We start from the raw sequence: 23,944 nt of genomic DNA, 5'->3' as shown, positions 1-23,944 counted from the left end.
CGGAAGAGGGGCGTATATGGGCTGGACGGTCCTCTACATCGCGTTCGGCCTGGTCGCCCTGTGGTTGCTCGGTGAGGTCCTCCTCCAGAACAAGGCGCGACTGCGCTGGCGGCTGCTCGCCTTCGCCGGTTTCCTCACCGTGGTCGTCGGTGTCCTCATCCCGTCGGTGATCGCGATCGGCGTGGGCCTAGCCGCCTTCGCCGTCGGGCAGACCAATGTGACGCTCTCCTTCCGCCGAGGCTTCACCACCGGCTGGGCCCTGCGCGGCAAGGACGGCAAGCCCGGCATGCCCGGGATGTCGGGCAAGCCTGCCGAGGGGGGCCGGCGCCGCCGGGCCCGCAACTCCGGCCAGGCCCCCGCCGAACCGACGCTGGAGGTCTCCGGCCTGGAGGCGGTGCAGCCCACCGACACCGACGGACGGGGCTTCAACGCCGGGGCCGGCAACGGCCTGGAGGACACCTTCGAGAGCACCGGCGGCTTCCAGAGCCAGGACCCCTACGCCGGACAGGGCGCCTACGCCGGGCAGGGCTCCTACGACTACGACTCCGACGACGTCTTCCGCCGCCAGGACCCCTACCAGGGCGGGCAGTTGGACCAGAGCGCCTACGAAACCCAGCCGTTCGCCGTCCAGAACGACTATGCGCAGGCCGACGCCACCGCCGTCTACGCCCCGCAGCCGATGCCCGACGAGACCGGCCAGTACGGCATCTACAGCCCCGACGCCCGCGCCCCACAGCCCGAATACCCCGGCTACGACGCCTACGGCACCGCCGCCGGGAACGGTCCGGGCGCCGGCAACGGCTATGCGTACGACGGCAACGGCGCGGCGTACGACGGCAGCTACGGTCAGAACGGCACCGGCCAGGAGACCTGGGCCGATCCCTACGCGGCCTACGGCGACGCCCTGGGCCAGCAGGCGCCCTACTCCGACCCGTACATCGGCACCCAGCAGTACTCCGCGGCCTACGACCCGTACGGGCAGCCGGACCCCTACGCGCAGTCGCCGTACGCCCAGGCGCCCTACGCCACGCAGCAGTACGACAGCCAGGGACAGCCGCTCGCCCAGAATCCGGGCCAGGGCTACGGCGAGACACCGCCCGGCGGTGTCTGGGTCCCCCAGCAGCGCGACAGCGAACTCCCGCCCGAGCAGGAGCCGTATCCGCCCTACCAGCAGGGCTACGACGGGCAGCAGTACCGGTACTGAGCCAACGGGCATCGGGCGCGCGGCGCGGCGACGGCGCCCGGCCCCGGCCCGCACCGCCCGACCGTCAGGTCGAGCCGTGCCAGTCGTCGCCGTGCACGATCAGGCCCGCGACGATCGCGCCGGACATCCCGGCATGCGCGAGCCCACCGCCCGGGTGCGACCAGCCACCGACCGCATAGAGCCCCGGTATCCGGGTGCGGTTGCCGGGCCGCAGAAAGCGCCCTTCCTGGCCGGCCAGCGCCGGGCCCGGCACCGGCATGTCGTCCGTGGGCGGCAGCACCTCCCGCCACAGCACCCGCTCCCGCAGCCCCGGCACCGCGGCCTCGGCGATCCCGGTCATCCGCTCGGCCTCGGCCGCCACGGCCTCGCCGTCGAGCCAGTCCACCGGGCCGTGCGGAGGGACCGTCGCGGTCAGCGTCACCGCCTCATGGGCGTCGTCCGGCCGCGTGGCGGGGTCGTCCGGGCGCAGCACCGTCACCGTGGGACGGTCGCAGGGGGTCCGCAGCCCGGGGCCGTCGCCGAACACGCCCGCCAACTCGGCCGCGCGGTCCGCGGCATGCACCACCGTCCGGTGCACGGCGTCCGCGGGGCGCGCCCCGCGCAGCGCCAGACACACCGTCAGCCGCCCGGGGCCGCGCTCGCCCGAGCCGGGCCGCACCTCGTCGGCGCCCCAAGGCTCCCGGCCCCCGCAGAGCCCCGCGAGCTGCCCCGGATCGATGCCCGCGACCACGAACTCCGCCTCGGCCACCCGGCCGTCGGCCAGCTCGACGCCCGCCGCCCGGCCGTCCTTCTCCACGATCCCGGTCACCGCGGCGCCGAAGCTGAACTCCACCTTGCGCGCCAGACAGCGCTCGTACACCGCGTCGGCCAGCGCCCGCAGACCGCCGCGCGGATACCAGCTCCCGAAGGTCTGCTCCATGTACGGCAGCACGGCGGCGCTCGCCGGGGCGCTGCGCGGGTCGAAGCCGTAGGCCAGCGCATGGCTCTCCAGCAGCGCGACCAGCCGGGGGTCGGCCAGCTCGCGGCGGGCCACCTCGGCGAGGGTGGCGGTCGTGGGGCCCTTGCCCCGGCCGAACAGCCCGCGCCGGCGCACCGCCGGATACGGATCGCGCCCCAGCACCCGCCAGTCCTGCCACAACGGCTCCTCCAGGAGCGGCCGGCGGGTGGCGTCCCAGGCCTCGCGGGCGCGGCCCACCAGTGCGCTCCAGCGCTCCCCGGCGCCCGCACCCAGCGCCTCGTCCAGGGCCGCCAGCACGCCGGCCCGCGAGGCGTTCGGCAGCGACACGGCGGTGCCGTCGGCGAAGACATGGCGGCTCGCGGGGTCGACCTGGGACAGCTCGACACAGCTCTCCAGCGCCTCCCGACCGGTCTTGAGGAACAGATCCCGGTAGACGGCCGGCAGATGCAGCAGACCGGGCCCCGTGTCGAAGGCGAAGCCGTCCCGCTCCAGACGCCGCACCGCACCGCCGTGCGTCGCGCCGCGCTCGAACACCGCCACCCGGTGGCCCGCGACGGCCAGCCGGGCAGCGGCTGCCATCGCGCCCATCCCGGCGCCGATCACCGCAATCCGTGCCATGCCTGCGACTTTATCCGGAGCCACTGACAACGCCCGCACGGCCGGTGGCCGGACCGGCAGCAGCCCCGGCGCCACCGCCCCGAGCGGACCGTCAGACCGCCGGCGGCACCGCACCGCCCGCCGCGGCGAGCCGCTTGTCCTCGCGCCGCTGCCGCCGGCGCCGGAGGTACCGGCGGATCCGCGACCACAGAAGGACCACCACCGCGATCCCCGCGGCCAACAGCGCCCCCGCGATGAGCGCGGCCGCCACCGGATGGAACACCGCGAACGCGACGAGCCCGGCGACGCCCAGATCCTCGACCACGCTCAGCACGATGTTGCTGGCCGGCTCCGGCGAGGTGTTGACCGCGATCCGGGTGCCCGCCTTGACCAGATGGCTCACCAGCGCCGTCGAGCCGCCGACCGCGCCCGCCGCCAGCTGGGGCAGCGACCCGTCGTGCCCGGCCAGCAGCGCCGCCACGACACCACCGGCGATCGGCCGGATCACCGTGTGCACGGCGTCCCAGACGGAGTCCACGTACGGGACCTTGTCGGCGACCGCCTCGCACAGGAACAGGACCCCGGCCACGAGCAGCACATCGGGACGCTGCAGCGCCGCGGGCACCTCCTCGCTGACGCCGGTCGCGCCGAGCAGGCCGAAGACGAGGACGACGGCATAGGCGTTGATCCCGCTCGCCCAGCCACTGGTGAACACCAAGGGAAGTACGGACACGCCGAAGATCGTAGGCCCTGGGGGTGTGTGCTCAGACTTGAGTATCCGTACTCAGACGCCGAGATGAGTAGGTACGCGGATGGGCCGCCGGCCACCCGGACGGAAGAGTAGGGGCCACGGAAGGGAAGCGGCGCCGCACCGCCGACACGGGGCGGCGGAGCGGCGCGGCTCCCGGACGTGACGGGGGATACGGGGGACGCACGGGGGAGCACGGGGGAAGCGCTGTCCTGGTCGGATCGGTGGGGGAACGATCTGTGCCAGGGCAGCGCACTCTTTTGCGCGGACCCACGGGGGAGAACGGGTGCGCGCCGCACCTGACTACTACGGCGCGCATCCGCATCCCGCCCCGGAAGCCCCCCGCAACCACGGGGCCCCGGCTCGCCCGCCGAGCCCGGCTACGCGACCTGGCCGCCGACCCGCCCCTGGAGCAGCCGCGACAGCGCCGCGTGGACCTCGTCGATCGACCGGTCCGGCTGGTAGGACTGCCAGTCCAGGGCGGCCACCAGAACCATCCCGAACAGCGCCGAGGCGGTCAGCGGGATATCGATCTCCTCGCTCAGCTCCGCACGGGCCACCGCCTCCCGCAACACGGTCTCCACCACCGTGATGGCCCGCTCGCGCACCACCATCAGCGTCGACTGCCAGGCCCGGTTGGTGCGCCACAGCTCGGCCACGTAGAGCTGGGTGAGCGCCGGGTAACGGGAGATGAAGTCCAGGCCGGCCCGGATCATGGCGTCCAGCGCGTCGATCCGGCTGCCGCCCCGGCCGGAGACCTCGTCGGCGGCCGTCTGCAAGGAGGACGCCAGCAGCTCGATGCCGTGCCGCAGCAGCTCCTCGAAGAGAACGTTCTTGCTTGCGAAGTTGTAATACACGGTGCCCTTCGCGACGCCCGCCCGTTCGGCGATCTCGTCCACCGTGGTGGAGGAGAAACCCTGTTCGGCGATGAGCGTGACCGCGGCGTCGAAGAGCTTGCGCCGGGTGGCGTCGCGGCGTGAGTGGGAGCTGTCCATGGGGGCGATTGTGCCGCTCCCCGCGGATCGACGCGCGGCACGAGGGCGGTCCCACGGGGCGTTCGGCCCCGGGGCAGCCTCCGGCAGGACGGTGGTGGGCCGGGTATACCTCCCAGCGGGAGTGGAAGGAGGGCGGGCGCTCACAGGCTCAGCTCCGGATGCATGTCCTTCATCAGCACCGCCTCCCGGCCGCGCGCCGTGGGCAACGTCAGCACCAGCGCCCCGGCGGTGAACGTCAGCAGTACCGCACTGCCCTGCCGCGCGGGCGGTAGGGCACCGCCCGTCATGAGCCGGCGCAGCCCCTCCACGAGGTAACTCATCGGCAGATACGGGTGGATGGCGGCGAAGAAGCCGGGGGTGGTCTGCACGGACAGGTGCCGCCCGCTGAGCCGCGGCCGCAGCAGGTCCGGCAGCGAACTGCCGAACCGGCCCCGCAACAGGGCAGGTTCCCGCAGATGCTCGACGAGCGGGAGCGCGGGATCGAGCTCGACGACGCCCGGCACATGGGCGAGCGCGGTGACGGGCCGGACTGCGAGCATCCTCTTCGGCAGTGTCAGCCCGCCGACCTCGGCACTGCCCCGGCGGTCTTCACCGTCTGGTGAGCGCGAGCAGCAGACACGTACGGCCCGAGCCCGACGTGACCTGTACGGCGATCAGCGAGCCGGGCCAGGGCCGTGATGTCGATGTTCCGGAACGCTCATCCGCGGGGCCCCTGACCCCGAATGCCGCGGCCGTGACCGCCGCCCCCGTGCGGGGTGCTGTCCACGATCCCTCCTTGGGCTGACTGGTCAGTTTAAAAGAATCCGCCCCCCACCCCCGATTCCGCAAAGGGGTGTTGGACGCCGGCCACCTCGAGTCCGCCGGAGATCCGCCGCCTTTTCGGTGAAAACGCAGGTCAGGGCCGATTGTCAGTGGCGTACGTCACGATGGCTTCATACGGTCCCGAATCGGCATTCGGTCCCGAACCGGCTTGCGACGACAGGAGGTTCGTCATGGCAGCTCGTCCCGGCAGGGGCAGCTCCGCTGCGTACGGTCCCCCGAGCGATGTCCACCCCGTCCTGCGGCGGGCGACCGCACCACCCGCCGCCCTCGATCTGCTCACCCAGGCCCAGCAGGGTCTGGCGGAAGCACAGGCCATGGAAGCCCCCAACGAGCGGTTCGCCACGGCTCATCTGGCCGCGTTGCGCACTGCCGCCGCCGTCCTCGCCGTCCGCGGCCGGCCCGAGGCCACCGCGCGCCGCAGGCGGCGTATCCGCAGCGCCTGGGAGGTCCTCCCCGAGGTCGCTCCCGAACTCACCGAGTGGAGCGCACTCTTCGCCTCCGGCGCCGACCGTCGGGCGAAGGCCGAGGCCGGTATAGCCGGCGCGGCCGGCCGCCGGGACGCCGATGATCTTCTGCGGGACGCCGCGATGTTCCTGCGCCTGGTGGAGCGGATGCTGCTCGTCCAGCCCTCACTGCCGCCCCAGCGCGCGGGGTAGGGGCCGGCCGAGCCAGGGGAGGCGGGGGTGGGGTGGGGAGGGGAGGGCCCCCGGGGGGAGGGCCCGGGGGGAGGGAAAGAGAAGCCCCGCCCCACGCCGCACACAAGACGTACGGCTCCGCAGGCGGCGCAGGCCGCCGGACGGAATAGGGTGGTGGACGCCTAGACGTTCATGCCCCCGCCGAGGAGCCACCCGCCGTGTCTGACCCGCTGCGCCCCCGCGCATCCCTTCGTACCGCCGTGGTCTGGGAGGTCCTCAAGGACGCCCTGGAGCGCCGGGTCAAGACCGCCGGGCGCGATGTCCTGGACGTCCTCGACACCGGCGGCGGCACCGGCAACTTCGCCGTGCCGGTCGCCCGCCTCGGCCACCGCGTCACCGTCGTCGACCCCAGCCCCAACGCCCTCTTCGCCCTGGAACGCCGGGCCGCGGAGGCCGGTGTCGCCGACCGGGTACGCGCGGTCCAGGGCGACGCCCACGGCCTCTTCGACGTCGTCGAGCGAGGCGGCTACGACACCGTGCTCTGCCACGGCGTGCTGGAGTACGTCGACGACCCGGCCGAGGGCGTCCGCAACGCCGTCGACGCGCTGCGCCCGGCCGGCACCCTCAGCCTGCTCGCGGCCGGTCTGGGCGGCGCCGTCCTCGCCCGCGCCCTCGCGGGCCACTTCACCGAGGCCCGCCACGCCCTCACCGACCCCGCAGGCCGCTGGGGCGAGGGCGACCCCGTCCCGCGCCGGTTCACCGCCGACCAGCTCACCGACCTGGTGTCCGCCACCGGTCTGCAGGTCGGCGCGGTCCACGGCGTACGGGTCTTCGCCGATCTGGTCCCCGGTGTGCTGGTCGACACCGAGCCGGGCGCCATGGAGGCCCTGCTGAAGCTCGAAGCGGCCGCCGCCGAGCAACCCGCGTTCCACTCCGTGGCCACCCAGCTGCACGTCCTCGCGGAGCGCGACTGACCCACGCGGCACGAGCGACTACCGCGTGCAGTCGGCCACAGACCACCCGATCAGCCCCTTCGCCCCGTATGATCGGGGTACGACGTTCCGGCATGACGGACAGGCGGGTGGGGAATGCAGGCAGCATCGCCACCGGTCTCCTCGGCGGCCCGGACAGTGAACTGGCGTCGAGAGGCGGGTTTCACGGGGGCGATTCCCTGCCTATCCTGAAAGGGTCGCACCCGGTCGCCCCCCGCGACCGACGAGTAGGAGGACTCCGTGCCGCTCTCGGAGCACGAGCAGCGCATGCTCGAGCAAATGGAGCGAGCGCTGTACGCCGAAGATCCCAAGTTCGCGACAGCGCTTGAGGGAAGCGGGCTGCGCACGTACACCCGGCGACGGGTCTACCAAGCGGTCGCGGGCTTCCTGGTGGGTATCGCCCTGCTCATGGCCGGCATGGTCGCGCAGCAGATCTGGATCAGTGTGGTGGGCTTCCTCGTCATGCTCGGCTGCGCAGTGCTGGCGGTCACCGGCTGGCGCAAGGCCCCCCGGCAGGGCCAGCAGCAGGGCCAGCAGCCGTCCGGCGCGGGCCCCGCAGGCGGCGCAGGTGCACCGGCACGCAGGTCCAGGCAGCGGCGCTCGATGATGAACCGTATCGAGGACCGTTGGCAGCGCCGCAGGGACGAACAACAGGGCCACTGAGTCGACGGGTCGATATGGCGACGGGCCTCCCGGGGATTCTCTGAGCCCTCCGGTGCCGACCCACGCAAGCCCTGCTTCCCACCCCCGAAGCGGCCTTCCGGGCCGCTTCCATCCTTTCCGCCCCTCCGCCCAGTTGCGGCTCCTCACGTCTTCGCGCAGCCTCCCCTACGCAAGCCTCCGCAGCACGCAGCACGCAGCACGCAGCACGCAGCACGCAGCACGCAGGCGAAGGCTGAAGGTTGCCAGTTGCGCTGAGTGGGGGGCTGCGAGCGGACCCTTCCGCCCGCAGGCCGCGGTTCGCCCGCCGGCGAGCCGACAGCCCGCTCTGCACCGGTGCTTCGGCGTTGAGCGGATCGGCGTTCTGGGTTTCGGCGCTGCCGCGCAATGTCTTCTCCCTGCGCCGACACCGGGAGTCTCCGCCTCGCCGTGGCCGCCCGACAGGATCAGGCAGCCACAGCTCTCTTGCGGCACACACCACTCTGCGCCTCGCGGACTTCTCTGCTCCGGCAGCGCGGACGCTATGCCCGCCGCCGCCCCGGCCGTAGGACCGTCACCGTCCGCCGCATCAGGGCGACCAGGCGGCTGGTGCGGCACCGCAGCAGGAAGGCCGCCCAGCGGGCGGAGCAGGCCCGGCCCAGGCGGGCCGCCGAGCGCGGAGCGAGCCGGGCGCGCAGCCGTAGAGCACGGGGGGCGCCGGCCTGCAACCCGGCCCGGACCTGCTGTACGTCTGTGGCGAGGCCGGACACTGGCTGCGGTTGCGGGGCGTACAGGACCTGTTCGACCGCTGCCGCAACTCGGTGGGCGGCCGCGGCGGACTCCGGTTGCAGTTCTCCGATGCTGATGATCCGTGCCGCCGCCTTGCGCGGGGTCAGCGATTCGTCCGGCAGGATGCCGAAGTCCCAGGCGGTGTCCAGCAACTCCCGCCAGGCGGCGAGGGTGCCCGCCGTGAGGTCCCCGTCCGCGCCCGTGGCCGCCAGCCGCCTGGAGCGTATCCGCAGGCGCCACAGCAGTGGGAGCGCGGGCAGCAGCAGGACCAGCAGGGTGGCCGACACGATGCCGGCGATGGCCCAGGGGGACGTGCCGCCGTCCGGCGGGCGGGCGCCTGACTCCGCGGGGAGGGCGACGCATGCCGATCCGCTGCCTTGCCGCTGTTCGTCCGGGCCGCAGGACGGGTCCGCGGACGGACCGCCGTCCGAGGGGGCATCGGGCCGGGAGGGCTCGGGGGCCGGGTTGCCCGCCTCGGCCGGGGCCGAGGGGTCGGGGTAGGCGTAGTCAGGGATGCTGCCTCGGCTCGGGGTGGGTTCGAAGCGGGTCCAGCCGACGCCCTGGAAGTACAGCTCGGGCCAGGCGTGGGCGTCCTTGAGGCCGACCGAGGTCGTGCCGTCCGGCTGCTTGGTGCCCGGGGTGAAGCCCACCGCTACCCGGGCCGGAATGCCCAGCGTCCGGGCCATCGCGGCCATCGAGAACGAGAAGTGGACGCAGAAGCCCTCCTTTTGCCGCAGGAACCGGGCGATGGCCTCGGAACCGCTGCCGGCCCGGACCTCGGTGTTGTACGTGAAGCCGCCGTTGAGCGCGAACCAGTCCTGGAGCTTGACGGCCTTGGCATAGGCGGTCGGTGCGCCGTGGGTGACCCGGCGGGCGGTGTTGCGGACGACCGGGGGGAGGGAGCCCGGGACCTTGGTGTACTCGTGCAGCAGCTTGGCGGGTGGTGCCGGGGCGGTGGCGAGCTGCCGGGACGTGGGCCGCACCTGCAGGCTCTCGACCTGGTATTGCAGGCCGTGGGTGTTCTGGCCGCGGTCCCCGACGAGCGTGCGGCCCTGGGGCTCGAAGCGCCAGCGCCCGGAGATGTCCACCTTGGACGCCGGGTAGGGGAGCGGCAGCCAGTTCTGGGCGTACCACTCGGCGGTCGAGATGGAGGTGTTGACGTGGTTGAGCTCGACCGAGGAGCTGAGGCCGGGCGGTCGCGGAAGCTGCTCGGGGACGTCCGTGACGGTCCGCTCGGAGGGCTTCCAGGTCGTGCCGTCGAACTGGTCCAGGGCGACGATCCGCAGATACATGTCCCGGGAGTCGGAGGCGGTCGTGCGGTAGTTGAGGACTTCCTTGTCCTCGGGCTGGTTGAGGCTGTCCTGCAGCGACACCAGCGGGTTGACCGCGGAGATCGTGCCGCCGCCGCTGCCCGGTCCTCCGCCGCTGGCGGAGCCGCCGAACAGCCCGCCGCCCAGGGAGGGGAGGAGGGCGGGTACCACCACCGCGATGCCGAGCACCAGCGCGCCGATCCTGCGGCCCGTACGGACCGGGGCCGGCGTGGGCCCGCTGAGGGCGAAGCCCCGTGCGCGGTCCGGCCGGCCGGGACCGCCGAACACCCGGCCCCACTGGGAGAGCCGGTCGCGCCCCTCGGCCAGCAGAAGCAGCAGATAACCGGCGGCCGCGATGAGGAAGCGCAGCCTGCCCGCGCCGCCCTGGGAGAGCCCCGCCGCCACCGAATAGAGCGCCAGCAGCGGCAGCCCGGCGGGCGCGGCGCTGCGGTAGGTGACCGCCAGCGCGTCCACGAGCAGGCCGATCAGCAGCACACCGGCGATCAGCAGCAGCCGGATGCCGGGGGTGACGGGGGCGGGGATGGCGTAGCGGCCGACGTCCCGTAGGCCGGCATGCAGCAGCCGGCCGAATTCCGCGAAGGCGTCGGGGCCCGGCAGCAGGCCGAGGATCGCCTCGCCCGGGGCGAAGAACAGGGTCATCAGCAGCACGGCGACCAGGGCCTGTACGCCGATGACCAGCGGCCCGGCGAGGGGGGCCCGGCGGGCGGCCGCGCCCGCGCCGGTCACGACGGCCAGCAGGAAGGCCGCCTGGATCAGCCAGTCGATCGGCTCCACCAGCGGCAGCAGCGCGCCGGCGGCACACAGGGTGGCCACCGCCGCACACAGCGCCAGCCGCGCCCGGCCGCTCATGCGTGGGCCCCCCTGCGCTCCGGGCCGGCCGGGCACGGCCCGCGCCGACCGCTGCTCCGGTCCCTGCTCCCACCACGGCGGGGCAGGCCCGGCCGTCGCTCCCGCGCAGGGTTCGGGCACCCGTTCATGGCCGGCCCCCTGCCATCGTCTCCGCAGCGTCCGCCTCCGCCGGGCGCTGCGGCCCGGCCCCCGCACGCCACAGGTCGGCGAGCGCATCCCCGGGGGTCACCGGCAGCGCCGTCCAGCCCGCCTGGCGCAGCAGCCGCAGCCGGTCGGCCACCGGGACCTGGCCGGGGGAGAATCTGATGCCGCCGGGGCGGCGGGTGAAGGCGTCGCCGTCCAGGACGAACGCGACGGCCGCACCGCAGCGCTGCCGCATCCGCCCGGCCACCGCCGCCTGCTGCTCGTCCAGATCGCCGAAGAAGGCGACCAGCAGTCCTTCGTTGCTGCCGCGCAGTACGTCGTACGCCGCCGACAGGCCCTCTTCCTCGGACTGCTCCACGACGGCGAGGGTGTCCAGCACCAGGCCCGCGGCATCGGCCGATTCCGTGCCGCCGCCGAAGCCGCCGGCGCCGTCGGGGCCCGGGACCGAGGTGCCGGTGTCGGTCAGCAGCCGCACCGAGAAGCCGCGCTCCAGCAGATGCACCGCACTCGACGCCGCGCCCGTCACCGCCCATTCGAAGGCCGAGTCGGGACCCGAGCCCGGGTGGGCCGTCTCGCGGGTGTCGAGCAGGATCGTGCAGCGCGCCTTCTGCGGCTGCTCCTCCCTGCGGACCATCAGCTCGCCGTAGCGCGCGGTGGAGCGCCAGTGGACCCGGCGCAGATCGTCGCCGTGCCGGTAGCCGCGCGGAATGACGTCGTCCTCCCCGGCCAGCGCCAGCGAACGCTGCCGTCCTTCGCCGTAGCCGGCGGCCTCGCCCGTCAGGCGCACCGGCGGCAGCGGCTCGACCCGCGGCACCACCGTGAGCGTGTCGCAGGTGCTGAACGAGCGGGTCAGCTCGCACATCCCGAACGGGTCGGACAGTCGCAGCTGCAGCGGGCCCAGCGGATAGCGTCCGCGCAGGTCGGAGCGGACGCGGTAGGAGACCTCACGGCGGCCGCCGGCCTCGACCCGGTCCAGGATGAAACGCGGCCGGGGCCCGAGGACGTACGGCACGCGGTCCTGGAGCATCAGCACCCCCGTCGGCAGCCGGGAGACGTTCTCCATCCGCAGCCGGACCCGGGACTCGGCGGCCGCGGGCACCCGGGCCGGGGAGAGCGTGCGGCTGCCCGCGACCCGGTAGCGGGTGCGGTGCAGGACCAGGACGCACACCAGCGGCAGCGCGGCGAGCAGCAGACCGACCCGCAGCAGATCCGGCTGTCCGAGGAGGAAGGAGCACACCGCGGCGGCCATCCCGGCGGCCAGGAACGATCTGCCGCGTGTCGTCAGCCCCGCGAGGGCCGCCCGCAGTCCGTCGCGGTCCGGCGGCCCCCCGCGTCCCCCCTCGGACATCACAACCCCCGTACGCCGGGCGGTCGCTGACCGGGTGTGCGCCATGGCTGCACGGACGGATCGGGGACCGGGACGCGCTGCAGGATCTCCCGGACGATCTGTTCGGCCGTACGGCGGTTCAACTGGGCCTGGGCGGTGGGCAGCAGCCGGTGGGTGAGCACCGGCACCGCCAGCGACTGGACGTCGTCCGGGAGGGCGTACTCCCGCCCCAGGAGCGCGGCACCGGCCTTGGCGGCGCGCAGCAGATGCAGGGTGGCGCGCGGTGAGGCGCCGAGCCGCAGCTCGGGGTGGCTGCGGGTGGCCGTGACCAGATCCACGGTGTATCTGCGCACCGTTTCGGCGACATGGACCTCGCGCACCGCTTCGGTCAGCTTCACGATCTCGTGGGCGTGCGCCACCGGCTGGAGGTCGTCGAGGGGCGAGGCGCCGCCGTGCACGTCCAGCATCTGCAGCTCGGCCGCCGGGCTGGGATAGCCGATCGACACCCGGGCCATGAAGCGGTCCCGCTGGGCCTCGGGGAGGGGATAGGTGCCCTCCATCTCGACCGGGTTCTGGGTGGCGATCACCATGAACGGGCTGGGCAGCTCGTAGGTCTGCCCGTCCATCGTGACCTGGTGCTCCTCCATGGACTCCAGGAGCGCCGACTGGGTCTTGGGCGAGGCGCGGTTGATCTCGTCGCCGATCACGATCTGGGAGAAGATCGCGCCGGGCTTGAACTCGAAGTCCCGTTGCTGCTGGTCGAAGATGCTGACGCCGGTGATGTCGGAGGGCAGCAGGTCCGGGGTGAACTGGATGCGCCGCACGGAGCAGTCGACGGAGCGGGCCAGTGCCTTGGCGAGCATGGTCTTGCCGACGCCGGGGACGTCCTCGATGAGCAGATGTCCCTCGGCCAGGAGCACGGTCAGTGCGAGCCGTACGACCTCCGGCTTGCCCTCGATCACGCTCTCCACCGACCGGCGGACCCGCTCCGCGGTGGTGGTCAGATCGCTGAGGCTCGCTCGTTCGTCATACGTCGTCACTCGGCCCTCCTCGGCCCCGAACCACGGGCAGGTGCCCCCTCTGCGGACCCGGCCCACCCCGAAAGCGCGCATCGCGCCCGGCCACGGCCGGGACGACGTCACGTACGCATTCTTGCCGCCCGCGCGGCTTCGCGTCATGACCTGTGGATAACTCACAAGGTTATCTCGCGGCTTTCCCGGCTTTCCGGGCGAACCCGCCCTTCCGGTCCGGCCCCACGCCCCCGCAGAACCGGCAGGGCCGGCCGGCCCGGCCGGCCCTGCCCGGCACGTCAGTCCCGCGGATCGATCTCCCGCAGCAGGCCCGTCGTCACATCGAAGACGAAGCCGCGGACGTCGTCGGTGTGCAGGAGGAAGGGCGAGGTGCGGACCCGCTGCATCGACTGCCGCACGTCCTCGTCGAGGTCCTTGAACGCCTCGACCGCCCAGGTGGGACGCTGTCCGACCTCGGCCGCCAGGTCATGGCGGAAGTCCTCGGTCAGGCTGAGCAGACCGCAGTTGGTGTGGTGGATGAGGACGACCGAGCGGGTACCGAGCGCCCGCTGGCTGATCGTCAGGGACCGGATGATGTCGTCGGTGACCACGCCGCCGGCATTGCGGATGGTGTGGCAGTCGCCGAGCTTCAGGCCGAGGGCACGGTGCAGGTCGATTCGGGCGTCCATACAGGAGACGACGGCGACCTTGCGGACCGGCCGGGCGTCCATCCCGGGGTCGGTGAACGACGCGGCATAGTGCCGATTCGCTTCGACGAGACTGTCGGTGACGGTGCCGGCGGCACCGCCGGCGGCGCTGTCGGAGGACGGGGGCAGCGGCTGCGATGCAGGTATGGGCATGGAATCACCGTAATAGGCGGCGGCTCGTCCGGCCGCATGAGAGGTCGGGCATAGGGGGCGACATCACTCCTTGTGAGGTAACCCACAGGTCCGTCCGTACCCCGCCGTCCGGGTGAGCGGCCCCGGGGAAGCCGGCGGGAATGGCCGCGGCAAAGCCGTCGCAGGACGCGCGGAACCGGTTGATTGACCGGGGCAGCCGGTGGACTAAAGTGGCGCGAAGTGGGAGGCGTGATGCTCTCCTTGGATACCGGATTCCTCGCGTGCGCGCATCGTACGTACGGCTCGGCCTCCTCCCGCTCCCATGGTCTTCCGACGTCACTTCCCCGTCGCCGGAGGGCCACTTCCCCTTCAGAGCGGGCGGGGACCAAGCGGTACGTGCGGCATCCCCCAGCCAGCGGCCGGGGGACCCACCTGCCGCCCAGCCCATCGGAAGGCACATGAGCGAGCGTAGCGAGCGAACCAGGAAGAAGTGCGCGCTCTGCGCGGGCAGGCGGGCCGGGCGCGGCGGGGCCGCCGTATGAACAGCGGCACCCGTCACGTACCCGTCATGCTCCAGCGGTGCCTGGACATGCTCGCCCCCGCGCTCGCCGAGCCCGGTGCGGTCGTCGTCGACTGCACGCTCGGCCTCGGCGGGCACAGCGAGGCGCTGCTCGCCACCTTCCCGGCGGCCCGGCTCATCGCCCTCGACCGCGACCCGTCCGCCCTGAAGCTGGCGGGCGAGCGGCTCGCCCCGTACGGCGAGCGCGCCACCCTGGTGCACGCCGTCTACGACGAGCTCCCCGAGGTCCTCGACCGGCTCGGGATCCCGCGCGTCCAGGGTGTGCTCTTCGATCTCGGTGTCTCCTCCATGCAGCTCGACGAGGCCGACCGCGGCTTCGCGTATGCGCAGGACGCCCCGCTCGACATGCGGATGGACCAGACGACCGGCATCAGCGCCGCGGAGGTCCTCAACACCTACGCGCCCGGTGAGCTGGTCCGGATCCTGCGCTCCTACGGAGAGGAGAAGCAGGCCAAGCGGATCGTCGAGGCCGTCGTGCGCGAGCGCGCCAAGGAGCCCTTCACCACCAGCGCGCGGCTGGTCGAGCTGATCCGTGACGCCCTGCCGCAGGCCGCCAAGCGCACCGGCGGCAACCCCGCCAAGCGCACGTTCCAGGCGCTGCGCATCGAGGTCAACGGGGAGCTGCAGAGCGTGGAGCGAGCCGTTCCGGCGGCCGTGAAGGCGCTCGCGGTGGGCGGCCGGATCGCCGTGCTCTCCTACCACTCGCTGGAGGACCGGCTGGTCAAGCAGGTCTTCGCGGCCGGAGCCGCCAATACGGCGCCGCCCGGGCTGCCGGTCGTCCCCGAGCGCTACCAGCCCCGGCTCAAGCTACTGACCCGCGGCGCCGAGCTCCCCACGGAGGAGGAGATCGCCGAGAACCGCCGGGCTGCCCCCGCCCGGCTGCGCGGCGCGGAGCGCATCCGCGAGCATGTCGAGGACACCGCATGAAAGGCCAGGGGAGGCCGCGCGGCAGGCAGTACCGCCTCGCCGCGCTGCTCCCCTCCGGGGCCGGCGGACGGGGCACGGCGGCGCGCACGCCCTTCGTGTTCCTGATCGTCGTCCTGCTCGGCTCCGGCCTGATCACCCTGCTGCTCCTCAACTCCGCCCTCAACCAAGGCTCGTTCGAGCTCAGCAAGCTGGAGAAGAAGACCGACGAGCTGACGGACGAGCAGCAGGCCCTGCAGCAGGACGTGGACGCCTACTCCGCCCCGGACGCGCTGGAGGGGCGCGCCCGGCGGCTGGGGATGGTGCCGGGCGGCACCCCCGCGTTCCTGCTCCCGGACGGCACGGTCCGCGGCCGGCCGAGCAAGGCCACGTCGACGGGGGCACCGCTGAGCAGCTCCGTCCAGCCCTCGCCGGCGGCCGGCCGCACCGGCCCGTCCGCGCAGCCGCTCGCGGCCGCCGCCGGGGTGCTGGGACCGGACGGCGTACCCGCGCCCTCGCCCGCCGCCTTGCGCGCCCCCTCCGGCGGCACCGCGGCCGCTCCCTCCCCGACGACCGCCGGCAGGTGACCGCGGCATGACCGAGCCCAGGGACCCCCGCCGGGTGCCGCGCCCCGCCCAGCGCGGCGGCCAGGGATCCGGCCGCGCCGGGCGGCCGGCCGCCGGCCGGAGCCCCGGGCCCCGGCCGGGCCCGAAGCCGGGCGCCCCGCGGCCCGCGGCCCGGCGGCCCGCCGCTCGCCCCCGCCCCGGGCAGCCGGCGCTCCGCCTCGGCAGCCCGCGCCCCCGGCTGCGGCTGGTCGCCCTCGGGCTGACGCTGATCATGCTGATCTTCGTCGTACGGCTCTTCCAGGTACAGGCCGTCGATGCCTCGGCGTACGCCGCCAAGGCCAACGAGAACCGCTATGTACCGGTCAAGCTGGCCGCCGAGCGAGGGGCGATCACCGACCGCAACGGCGTGGACCTGGCCACCACCGTCGACGCGTACGACATCACCGCCGACCCCAGCCTGCTGGCGCCCGACAAGACCAAGGTCGGCGACGCGCCGCAGCGGGCCGCCGCGCTGCTCGCCCCGATCCTCGGGCAGGACAGGGCCGCCCTCGCCCGGAAGCTCGACCAGCCGAAGGCGCGCTATGTACTACTCGCTAGGCAGCAGAGCCCGCAGGTCTGGAAGAAGATCAAGGACCTGCGCGCACGCCTCGACGCCAGGGCGGCCGCCGCCCCCAAGAGCGCCCCCCGCCCCGATGTCCTGGTCGGGATCTTCGCCGACAAACACAGCCGGCGCCTCTACCCGAACAAGGACCTCGCCTCGGGCGTCCTCGGCTTCGTGGGCAGCAACGGCAAGGGCGGCGGCGGCCTGGAGGCGCGTCTGGACAAGCCGCTGGCGGGCAAGGACGGCAAGCTCGTCTACGCCCAGTCCGGCGGCCGCCGGGTGCCCACCGGCGACACCCAGGAACACCCCGCCGTCCCCGGCAGCGACGTCGAGCTGACCCTCGACCGGGACATCCAGTGGGCGGCCCAGAAGGCCATCACCGAGCAGGTCGCCCGCTCCCGGGCCGACCGCGGCTATGTCGTCGTCCAGGACAGCCGCACCGGCGAGATCCTGGCGCTCGCCAATGCGCCCGGCTTCGACCCCAACGACATCGCGAAGGCCGAGCCGGAGGCGCTGGGCAACGCCGCGCTGTCCGACGCCTTCGAGCCGGGCTCCACCAGCAAGCTGATGTCGCTGGCCGCCGTCCTGGAGGAGGGCGTCGCCACCCCGTCCACCCGGGTCACCGTGCCCAACCGGCTGCACCGCGGCGACCGGCTGTTCGCGGACGACGTCGACCACGCCACCTGGCACCTGACGCTCAACGGGGTGCTCGCCAAGTCCAGCAACATCGGCACGATCCTCGCGGCCGGCCAGCTCGGCAGGACCCAGCCGGAGGCCAACCGGGTCCTCTACTCGTACCTGCGCAGATTCGGGATCGGGAAGCCGACCGGGCTCGGTTTCCCCGGCGAGACCGACGGCATCCTGGCCAAGCCGCAGAAGTGGAACACCTCGCAGCAGTTCACCATCCCCTTCGGCCAGGGGCTGTCGCTCAACGCCGTCCAGGCCGCCTCCGTCTACTCCACGATCGCCAACGGCGGCGAGCGCGTCGCCCCCTCCCTGGTCCGCGGCACCACCGGCCCCGACGGCAAGTTCGTAGCGGCGCCCCGGCCCGCCAAGAACCGGGTGGTCAGCCGGAAGACCGCCACCACGCTCGCGACCATGCTCGAATCGGTGGTCGACGACGAGGAGGGCACCGGAGCGAAGGCGAAGATCGACGGCTACCGGGTCGGCGGCAAGACCGGCACCTCCAACCGGGTGGACCCCCGGACCGGCCGCTACCACGGCTACACCGCGTCCTTCGCCGGCTTCGCCCCCGCCGACAAGCCCCGCCTCACGGTCTACTGCGCCGTACAGAACCCCACCGCGGGCAGCTATTTCGGCGGTCAGGTCTGCGGCCCGATCTACCAGCAGGTCATGGCGTTCGCGCTGAAGACCCTCCAGGTACCTCCGACCGGAGCCAAGCCCCCGCGGCTGCCGGTCACCTTCACGCCAGGCCAATGAAATCGAGGCAATTCCGCCGTGACGACCATCACCCCCGACGGCACCCCGGACGGCACCCCCATCCCCGGGAGCTGCTCCCCACCACCGCCCTCACTTCGCCCCGGGCCCACTGTGCCCGGTACGCTCACCGCCGTGTCACATGCTGATCAGTCCCCGAAAGCCCAGCACGCCGAGAAGGGCGGTCCCGGCACCTATCCGGGCGCACCCCGCCCTGACCGGGTCCGCCCCACCCCCCTGGCGGACCTCGCCGAGCAGCTGGGATGCCCGGCCCCCGCCGCCGGCCATGCCGATGTCATGGTCACCGGCATCACCCATGACTCCCGGGCGGTCCGCCCCGGCGATGTCTACGCCGCGCTGCCCGGTGCCCGTCTGCACGGCGCCGACTTCGTCGCCCAGGCCGCCGACCTCGGTGCCGCGGCGATCCTGACGGACCCCTCGGGCGCCGAGCGCGCCGCCGCGACCGGCCTGCCGGTCCTCGCCGTCGAGAACCCGCGCGCGCGGATGGGCGCCCTGGCCGTCTCGATCTACGGAACGCCGGGCGAGGACCTCCTCCAGATCGGCATCACCGGCACCTCCGGCAAGACCACCACCGCCTACCTCATCGAGGGCGGGCTGCGGGCCGCCGCGGCCAAGCGCCCCGAAGAGGGGGGCCTGCGCGAAGCGCAGTCGGCCCAGGGCGGTGGCGGGCGACGGGCGGGCGGGCTCACCGGCCTGATCGGCACCGTCGAGACCCGTATCGGCGACGAGCGGATCAAGTCCGAGCGCACCACCCCCGAGGCCACCGACCTGCAGGCGCTGTTCGCCGTGATGCGCGAGCGCGGGGTCCGTGCGGTCGCCATGGAGGTCTCCAGCCACGCCCTGGTCCTCGGCCGGGTCGACGGCTGCGTCTTCGACGTCGCGATCTTCAACAACCTCAGCCCGGAGCACATGGAGTTCCACTCCGGCATGGAGGACTACTTCCAGGCCAAGGCCCAGCTGTTCACCAAGGCCCGCAGCCGCGCCGGCGTGGTCAACCTCGACGACGAGTACGGCAAGCGCCTGGCCGAGGGCGAGTCCGAGGTCCCGGTCACCACCTTCTCCGCGGAGGGCCACCCGGACGCCGACTGGCGCGCCGCGGACGTCGAGGTCGGCACCCTCGGCTCGACCTTCATGGTGCACGGCCCGGACGGCGTGACCGTGCGCGCCGCCTCCCCGATCGCCGGCCCCTTCAACGTCGCCAACGCGCTCGCCGCGATCGTCTCGCTGGTCGTCGCCGGCATCGACCCGCAGACCGCGGCTGACGGCGTGGCCGCGGTGCCCGGCGTCCCCGGCCGTCTGGAGCGCATCGACGCCGGCCAGCCGTATCTGGCGGTCGTCGACTACGCCCACAAGACCGACGCCGTCGAATCGGTTCTGCGCGCGCTGCGCAAGGTCACCGACGGCAAGCTGCACGCCGTGCTCGGCTGCGGCGGCGACCGCGACCCGCACAAGCGCGGCCCGATGGGCGCCGCGGTGGCCCGGCTCGCCGACACGGCCGTCCTGACCTCCGACAACCCCCGTAACGAGGACCCGCTCTCGATCCTCGCCACCATGCTCGCGGGCGCCGCCGAGGTGCCGATCCACGAACGCGGCACGGTGCTGGTAGAGGAGGAGCGGGCCGCCGCCATCGCCGCCGCCGTCGCGCGCGCCGAGCCCGGCGACACCGTGATCGTCGCGGGCAAGGGCCATGAGCAGGGCCAGGACATCGCCGGAGTGGTACGCCCCTTCGACGACCGCCAGGTGCTGCGCGGTGCCATCGAGGACTCGTTGAAGCCGAAGCAGTCGCAGCAGTCACCGCAGCCGAACCACCAGGGATGACACACCTCCATGTGCGCACAATCCGCTTACCGTCACCGCCCGCCCCTCGACGGGGGTGACCTGTGATCTCCCTGTCGCTCGCCGAGATCGCGAGCATCGTCGGCGGGCAGCAGTACGACATACCGGACGACGGCCGCCGAGTGACCGGACCGGTCGTGGCCGACTCCCGTGCGGTGGGCCCCGGCTCCCTGTTCGTGGCCTTCGCCGGGGAACGCGCCGACGGCCATGACTTCGCCCGGGGCGCCGTCGAAGCGGGCGCGGTGGCCGTCCTGGCCGCCCGCCCCGTCGGCGTCCCCGCGATCGTCGTCGACGACGTCACCGCCGCACTCGGCGCGCTCGCCCGCGCCGTCGTCGAGCGGCTCGGCACCATCGTCGTCGGGCTGACCGGCTCGGCCGGCAAGACCAGCACCAAGGACCTGCTCGCCCAGCTGTTGCAGCGGCACGGCCCGACCGTCTGGCCCGAGGGCAACCTCAACAACGAGATCGGGCTGCCGCTGACCGCGCTGCGCGCCGATGAGACGACCCGTCACCTCGTCCTGGAGATGGGCGCCCGCGGCGTCGGCCACATCCGCTACCTCGCCGGGCTGACCCCGCCGAAGGTCGGTCTGGTGCTCAACGTCGGCTCCGCGCACATCGGCGAGTTCGGCGGCCGCGAGCAGATCGCCGCGGCGAAGGGCGAACTCGTCGAGGCGCTGCCGTCCGCGGCGGAGGGCGGGATCGCGGTGCTCAACGCCGACGATCCGTACGTCCGTGCCATGGCGGTGCGCACAACGGCCCGTACGGTCCTGTTCGGTGAGGCAGCGGACGCCGCCGTACGTGCCGAGAATGTCCGTCTCACGGAGCTGGGACAGCCCGCATTCACGCTTCACACACCCTCCGGGTGCAGTGATGTGACCATGCGGCTGTACGGTGAGCACCACGTGTCGAACGCGCTCGCCGCGGCCGCCGTAGCCCATGAGTTGGGCATGCCCGTGGACGAGATCGCCTCCGCGCTCTCCGAAGCCGGCACGCTCTCCCGCTGGCGTATGGAGGTCACCGAGCGCGCGGACGGCGTGACGGTCGTCAACGACGCCTACAACGCGAACCCCGAGTCCATGCGAGCGGCGCTGCGAGCGCTGGTCGCCATGGGCGCAGCCGCCAAGGCGAAGGGCGGGCGCACGTGGGCGGTGCTCGGTGAGATGGCCGAGCTGGGCGAGGAGTCACTCGCCGAACACGACGCGGTCGGGCGGCTGGTCGTCCGACTCAACGTCAGCAAGCTCGTGGCGGTCGGCGGCGCGGAAGCGGCGTGGCTCGACATGGGCGCCAAGAACGAGGGTTCGTGGGGTGAGGAGTCGGTGCACGTGTCCGACGCGCGGGCGGCGGTCGACCTGTTGCGCAGCGAGCTGCGGCCGGGAGATGTCGTGCTGGTGAAGGCGTCCAGGTCGGTGGGGCTGGAGCGGGTCGCCGCAGCATTGCTGGACAACGGCGGCGCTGCGGGCGCCGGCGCTGAGGGTGGAGCCGCATCCCGATGAACTCGATGAAGCAGATCCTCTTCTCCGGAACGATCGGGCTCTTCCTGACCCTGATCGGCACCCCGCTGCTGATCAAGCTGCTGGCCAAGAAGGGCTACGGGCAGTTCATCCGCGATGACGGCCCGCGCGACCACCACAGCAAGCGCGGTACGCCCACCATGGGTGGTATCGCCTTCATCCTGGCCACGATCATCGCCTACGTGCTGACCAAGGTCATCACGAGCAGCGACCCCACCTTCTCCGGTGTGCTGGTGCTGTTCCTGATGGCGGGCATGGGCCTGGTCGGCTTCCTCGACGACTACATCAAGATCGTCAAGCAGCGTTCGCTGGGCCTGCGGGCCAAGGCCAAGATGGCCGGCCAGCTGATCGTCGGTATCGCCTTCGCAGTGCTCTCGCTGCAATTCGCCGACCTGCGCGGACAGACCCCGGCCTCGGACCGGCTGTCCTTCACCCAGGACTTCGGCTGGCAGATCGGCCCGGTGATCTTCGTGATCTGGGCGCTGTTCATGATCCTGGCGATGTCCAACGGCGTGAACCTCACCGACGGCCTCGACGGCCTGGCCACCGGCGCCTCGGTGATGGTCTTCGGCGCGTACACCTTCATCGGCATCTGGCAGCACCAGGAGTCCTGCGCCAACCAGATCACCGCGGGGCCGGGCTGTTACGAGGTCCGCGACCCACTCGACCTCGCGGTCGTCGCCTCGGCCCTGATGGGTGCCTGCTTCGGCTTCCTGTGGTGGAACACCTCACCCGCCAAGATCTTCATGGGGGACACCGGCTCGCTGGCCCTGGGCGGCGCGCTGGCCGGTCTGGCCATCTGCTCCCGTACCGAGCTGCTGCTGGCCATCCTCGGCGGCCTCTTCGTCCTGATCACCATGTCCGTGGTCATCCAGGTCGGCTCGTTCCGGCTGACCGGTAAGCGGGTCTTCCGGATGGCGCCACTCCAGCACCACTTCGAGCTCAAGGGGTGGTCGGAAGTGCTTGTGGTGGTCAGATTCTGGATTATTCAGGGCATGTGCGTCATCGTCGGACTCGGCATCTTCTACGGCGGTTGGCAGGCAGCGAAGTGACCACCCACGGTCCGACCGGCACTCCCGCGGAGTTCGCCGGTCAGCACATCACCGTGGCCGGCCTGGGCGTGAGCGGCATCAGTGCCGCCCGCGCGCTGGCCGGCCTCGGCGCCCACGTCACCGTCGTGGACGGCGGCGACGGGGAGAAGCAGCGGGCGGCCGCGCGGGAGCTGGAGGAATGGGCAGCGGCGCAGAGCGCCTCCGGCAAGGGCGGTGGTGGGCGACGTGCGGGCGGGGTCACCGTCCGCCTCGGCGACGGCGAGACCTTTCCCGAGGGCACCGACCTCGTCGTGACCTCGCCCGGCTGGAAGCCGGACAGCCCGCTGTTCACGGCGGCCGCCGCGGCCGGGGTGGACGTGGTTGGTGACGTGGAGATCGCCTGGCGGCTGCGCGAGACCGTCGCGGGGCAGCCACCCGCCGCCTGGCTCGCGGTCACCGGCACCAACGGCAAGACCACCACCGTGCGGATGCTGGCCTCGATCCTGGCCGCCGAGGGTCTGCACACCACGGCCGTCGGCAACATCGGCACCCCGATCATCGATGTCGTCCTCGGCCAGGGCAAGGACGGTGCGCGCCCCTACGACGTGCTCGCCGTCGAGCTCTCCAGCTACCAGCTGCACTGGGCGCCGTCGCTGCGCGCGCACTCCGCCGTGGTCCTCAACCTCGCCCCCGACCACCTCGACTGGCACGGCTCCATGGAGGCCTACGCCGCCGACAAGGGCCGGATCTACGAGGGCAACACCGTCGCCTGCGTCTACAACGCGGCCGACAAGGCGACCGAGGACCTGGTGCGCGAGGCCGACGTCGAGGAGGGCTGCCGCGCCATCGGCTTCACCCTCGGCACCCCCGGCCCCTCCCAACTCGGCGTCGTCGAGGGCCTCCTCGTCGACCGCGCCTTCGTGGAGAACCGGCAGCAGCAGGCCCAGGAGCTCGCCGAGGTCTCCGACATCGCACCCGGTTCCGGCACCCCCGCCCCGCACAACATCGCCAACGCCCTCGCGGCGGCGGCGCTGGCCCGTGCCTTCGGCGTCCGGCCCGCCGCCGTACGCGACGGACTGCGCGCCTTCCACCCGGAGGCACACCGCATCCAGCACGTCGCGGACCTCGACGGCGTCACCTACATCGACGACTCCAAGGCCACCAACACCCACGCAACCGAGGCGTCGTTGGCGGCGTACGAGCACATCGTGTGGATCGCCGGCGGCCTCGCCAAGGGCGCGACCTTCGACGAGCTGGTGCAGAAGTCCGCGGCCCGGCTGCGCGGCGTGGTGCTGATCGGCGCCGATCGGGCGCTGATTCGCGAAGCCCTGGTGCGACACGCCCCCGATGTCCCGGTGGTCGACCTCGACCGGACAGACACTGGGGCGATGTCCGAGGCGGTCCGGGAAGCGACCCGTCTGGCCGAGCCGGGCGACACCGTCCTGCTGGCTCCGGCCTGTGCCTCGATGGACATGTTCGTCAATTACAACAAGCGGGGCGAGGCCTTCGCCGCCGCGGTCGGCGAGCTGACCGCACGGGATCACTAGACCGTTTCTCCCCGCCGCCGCCGGGACCGGTC

General features: G+C 72.9%; 18 protein-coding genes and 1 pseudogene. 11 read left to right on the top strand and 8 right to left on the bottom strand.

The window, feature by feature from the left end:
- Window positions 1–16: 16 nt before the first annotated feature.
- A complete protein-coding gene (locus tag BKA18_RS09265; protein WP_366048775.1) occupies window positions 17–1,204 on the top strand; it encodes a hypothetical protein in 1,188 nt (395 codons plus the stop codon).
- Window positions 1,205–1,268: 64 nt separating this feature from the next.
- On the opposite strand, the gene BKA18_RS09260 is transcribed toward BKA18_RS09265, so the two are convergent.
- The 4 genes and pseudogenes from BKA18_RS09260 to BKA18_RS09245 all read right to left on the bottom strand — a co-directional run.
- On the bottom strand, window positions 1,269–2,780 hold the full coding sequence (locus BKA18_RS09260; RefSeq protein WP_366048773.1) for a phytoene desaturase family protein: 1,512 nt from the start codon (window positions 2,778–2,780) through the stop codon (window positions 1,269–1,271).
- Between the two features lie 91 nt (window positions 2,781–2,871).
- Window positions 2,872–3,492 carry a DUF4126 domain-containing protein gene (locus BKA18_RS09255; protein ID WP_366048771.1) on the bottom strand — a complete coding sequence of 207 codons (621 nt, stop codon included), beginning with the start codon at window positions 3,490–3,492 and terminating at the stop codon, window positions 2,872–2,874.
- 395 nt (window positions 3,493–3,887) lie between these two features.
- On the bottom strand, window positions 3,888–4,502 hold the full coding sequence (locus BKA18_RS09250; protein WP_006606135.1) for a TetR/AcrR family transcriptional regulator: 615 nt from the start codon (window positions 4,500–4,502) through the stop codon (window positions 3,888–3,890).
- 140 nt (window positions 4,503–4,642) lie between these two features.
- Window positions 4,643–4,890: pseudogene (locus BKA18_RS09245) on the bottom strand (hypothetical protein); the annotation flags it as partial.
- A 604-nt stretch (window positions 4,891–5,494) separates the two neighbouring features.
- Here BKA18_RS09245 and BKA18_RS09240 point away from each other — a divergent pair.
- The 3 genes from BKA18_RS09240 (at window position 5,495) to BKA18_RS09230 (ending at window position 7,614) form a co-directional block, all read left to right on the top strand.
- Window positions 5,495–5,980: an SAV_6107 family HEPN domain-containing protein gene (locus BKA18_RS09240; protein WP_366048769.1), complete on the top strand. Its 486-nt coding sequence runs from the start codon at window positions 5,495–5,497 to the stop codon at window positions 5,978–5,980.
- A 197-nt stretch (window positions 5,981–6,177) separates the two neighbouring features.
- The gene (locus BKA18_RS09235) at window positions 6,178–6,933 is read left to right on the top strand and encodes a methyltransferase (protein WP_006606139.1); all 756 of its coding nucleotides are present in this window, start codon (window positions 6,178–6,180) and stop codon (window positions 6,931–6,933) included.
- A gap of 258 nt (window positions 6,934–7,191) precedes the next feature.
- Window positions 7,192–7,614, top strand: coding sequence for a DUF3040 domain-containing protein (locus BKA18_RS09230; RefSeq protein ID WP_366048768.1), 423 nt, complete (start codon window positions 7,192–7,194; stop codon window positions 7,612–7,614).
- 518 nt (window positions 7,615–8,132) lie between these two features.
- On the opposite strand, the gene BKA18_RS09225 is transcribed toward BKA18_RS09230, so the two are convergent.
- The 4 genes from BKA18_RS09225 to BKA18_RS09210 all read right to left on the bottom strand — a co-directional run bounded on the left by BKA18_RS09225 (window position 8,133) and on the right by BKA18_RS09210 (window position 13,900).
- Window positions 8,133–10,559, bottom strand: a complete 2,427-nt coding sequence (locus BKA18_RS09225) for a transglutaminase TgpA family protein (RefSeq protein ID WP_366048766.1) — start codon at window positions 10,557–10,559, stop codon at window positions 8,133–8,135.
- Between the two features lie 124 nt (window positions 10,560–10,683).
- Window positions 10,684–12,051 carry a DUF58 domain-containing protein gene (locus BKA18_RS09220; RefSeq protein WP_366048765.1) on the bottom strand — a complete coding sequence of 456 codons (1,368 nt, stop codon included), beginning with the start codon at window positions 12,049–12,051 and terminating at the stop codon, window positions 10,684–10,686.
- A complete protein-coding gene (locus tag BKA18_RS09215; protein WP_006606143.1) occupies window positions 12,051–13,070 on the bottom strand; it encodes an AAA family ATPase in 1,020 nt (339 codons plus the stop codon). The genes BKA18_RS09220 and BKA18_RS09215 overlap by 1 nt, the downstream gene beginning before the upstream one ends.
- Window positions 13,071–13,339: 269 nt before the next feature.
- The gene (locus BKA18_RS09210) at window positions 13,340–13,900 is read right to left on the bottom strand and encodes a beta-class carbonic anhydrase (RefSeq protein ID WP_006606144.1); all 561 of its coding nucleotides are present in this window, start codon (window positions 13,898–13,900) and stop codon (window positions 13,340–13,342) included.
- 517 nt (window positions 13,901–14,417) lie between these two features.
- Between BKA18_RS09210 and rsmH the strand changes: the two genes are divergently transcribed.
- The 7 genes from rsmH (at window position 14,418) to murD (ending at window position 23,912) form a co-directional block, all read left to right on the top strand.
- Window positions 14,418–15,386 (top strand): 16S rRNA (cytosine(1402)-N(4))-methyltransferase RsmH, encoded by a 969-nt coding sequence (gene rsmH / locus BKA18_RS09205; protein ID WP_366048764.1) that lies wholly within the window; start codon window positions 14,418–14,420, stop codon window positions 15,384–15,386.
- A complete protein-coding gene (ftsL, locus tag BKA18_RS09200) occupies window positions 15,383–15,949 on the top strand; it encodes a cell division protein FtsL (protein ID WP_366048763.1) in 567 nt (188 codons plus the stop codon). The genes rsmH and ftsL overlap by 4 nt, the downstream gene beginning before the upstream one ends.
- A gap of 7 nt (window positions 15,950–15,956) precedes the next feature.
- The gene (locus BKA18_RS09195) at window positions 15,957–17,969 is read left to right on the top strand and encodes a peptidoglycan D,D-transpeptidase FtsI family protein (RefSeq protein ID WP_429638273.1); all 2,013 of its coding nucleotides are present in this window, start codon (window positions 15,957–15,959) and stop codon (window positions 17,967–17,969) included.
- Between the two features lie 18 nt (window positions 17,970–17,987).
- Window positions 17,988–19,805 carry a Mur ligase family protein gene (locus BKA18_RS09190; protein ID WP_429638272.1) on the top strand — a complete coding sequence of 606 codons (1,818 nt, stop codon included), beginning with the start codon at window positions 17,988–17,990 and terminating at the stop codon, window positions 19,803–19,805.
- A gap of 62 nt (window positions 19,806–19,867) precedes the next feature.
- A complete protein-coding gene (locus BKA18_RS09185) occupies window positions 19,868–21,316 on the top strand; it encodes a UDP-N-acetylmuramoyl-tripeptide--D-alanyl-D-alanine ligase (protein WP_366046263.1) in 1,449 nt (482 codons plus the stop codon).
- 5 nt (window positions 21,317–21,321) lie between these two features.
- Window positions 21,322–22,386 (top strand): phospho-N-acetylmuramoyl-pentapeptide-transferase, encoded by a 1,065-nt coding sequence (mraY, locus tag BKA18_RS09180; RefSeq protein ID WP_006606150.1) that lies wholly within the window; start codon window positions 21,322–21,324, stop codon window positions 22,384–22,386.
- Complete coding sequence (gene murD / locus BKA18_RS09175; RefSeq protein ID WP_366046278.1) at window positions 22,383–23,912, top strand: UDP-N-acetylmuramoyl-L-alanine--D-glutamate ligase; 1,530 nt, start codon at window positions 22,383–22,385, stop codon at window positions 23,910–23,912. The genes mraY and murD overlap by 4 nt, the downstream gene beginning before the upstream one ends.
- The last annotated feature ends 32 nt before the right edge of the window (window positions 23,913–23,944 follow it).

Source organism: Streptomyces auratus, from assembly GCF_050433025.1.
Classification (GTDB): domain Bacteria; phylum Actinomycetota; class Actinomycetes; order Streptomycetales; family Streptomycetaceae; genus Streptomyces; species Streptomyces sioyaensis.
This window is presented reverse-complemented; position numbering and strand designations above follow the sequence as displayed.

Coding starts and splice junctions, on each gene's coding strand:
- BKA18_RS09195 (WP_429638273.1), top strand. CDS start 15,957: ATGACCGAGCCCAGGGACCCCCGCCGGGTGCCGCGCCCCGCCCAGCGC.
- ftsL (WP_366048763.1), top strand. CDS start 15,383: ATGAAAGGCCAGGGGAGGCCGCGCGGCAGGCAGTACCGCCTCGCCGCG.
- mraY (WP_006606150.1), top strand. CDS start 21,322: ATGAAGCAGATCCTCTTCTCCGGAACGATCGGGCTCTTCCTGACCCTG.
- BKA18_RS09220 (WP_366048765.1), bottom strand. CDS start 12,051: ATGTCCGAGGGGGGACGCGGGGGGCCGCCGGACCGCGACGGACTGCGG.
- BKA18_RS09210 (WP_006606144.1), bottom strand. CDS start 13,900: ATGCCCATACCTGCATCGCAGCCGCTGCCCCCGTCCTCCGACAGCGCC.
- BKA18_RS09250 (WP_006606135.1), bottom strand. CDS start 4,502: ATGGACAGCTCCCACTCACGCCGCGACGCCACCCGGCGCAAGCTCTTC.
- rsmH (WP_366048764.1), top strand. CDS start 14,418: ATGAACAGCGGCACCCGTCACGTACCCGTCATGCTCCAGCGGTGCCTG.
- BKA18_RS09240 (WP_366048769.1), top strand. CDS start 5,495: ATGGCAGCTCGTCCCGGCAGGGGCAGCTCCGCTGCGTACGGTCCCCCG.
- BKA18_RS09225 (WP_366048766.1), bottom strand. CDS start 10,559: ATGAGCGGCCGGGCGCGGCTGGCGCTGTGTGCGGCGGTGGCCACCCTG.
- BKA18_RS09260 (WP_366048773.1), bottom strand. CDS start 2,780: ATGGCACGGATTGCGGTGATCGGCGCCGGGATGGGCGCGATGGCAGCC.
- BKA18_RS09265 (WP_366048775.1), top strand. CDS start 17: ATGGGCTGGACGGTCCTCTACATCGCGTTCGGCCTGGTCGCCCTGTGG.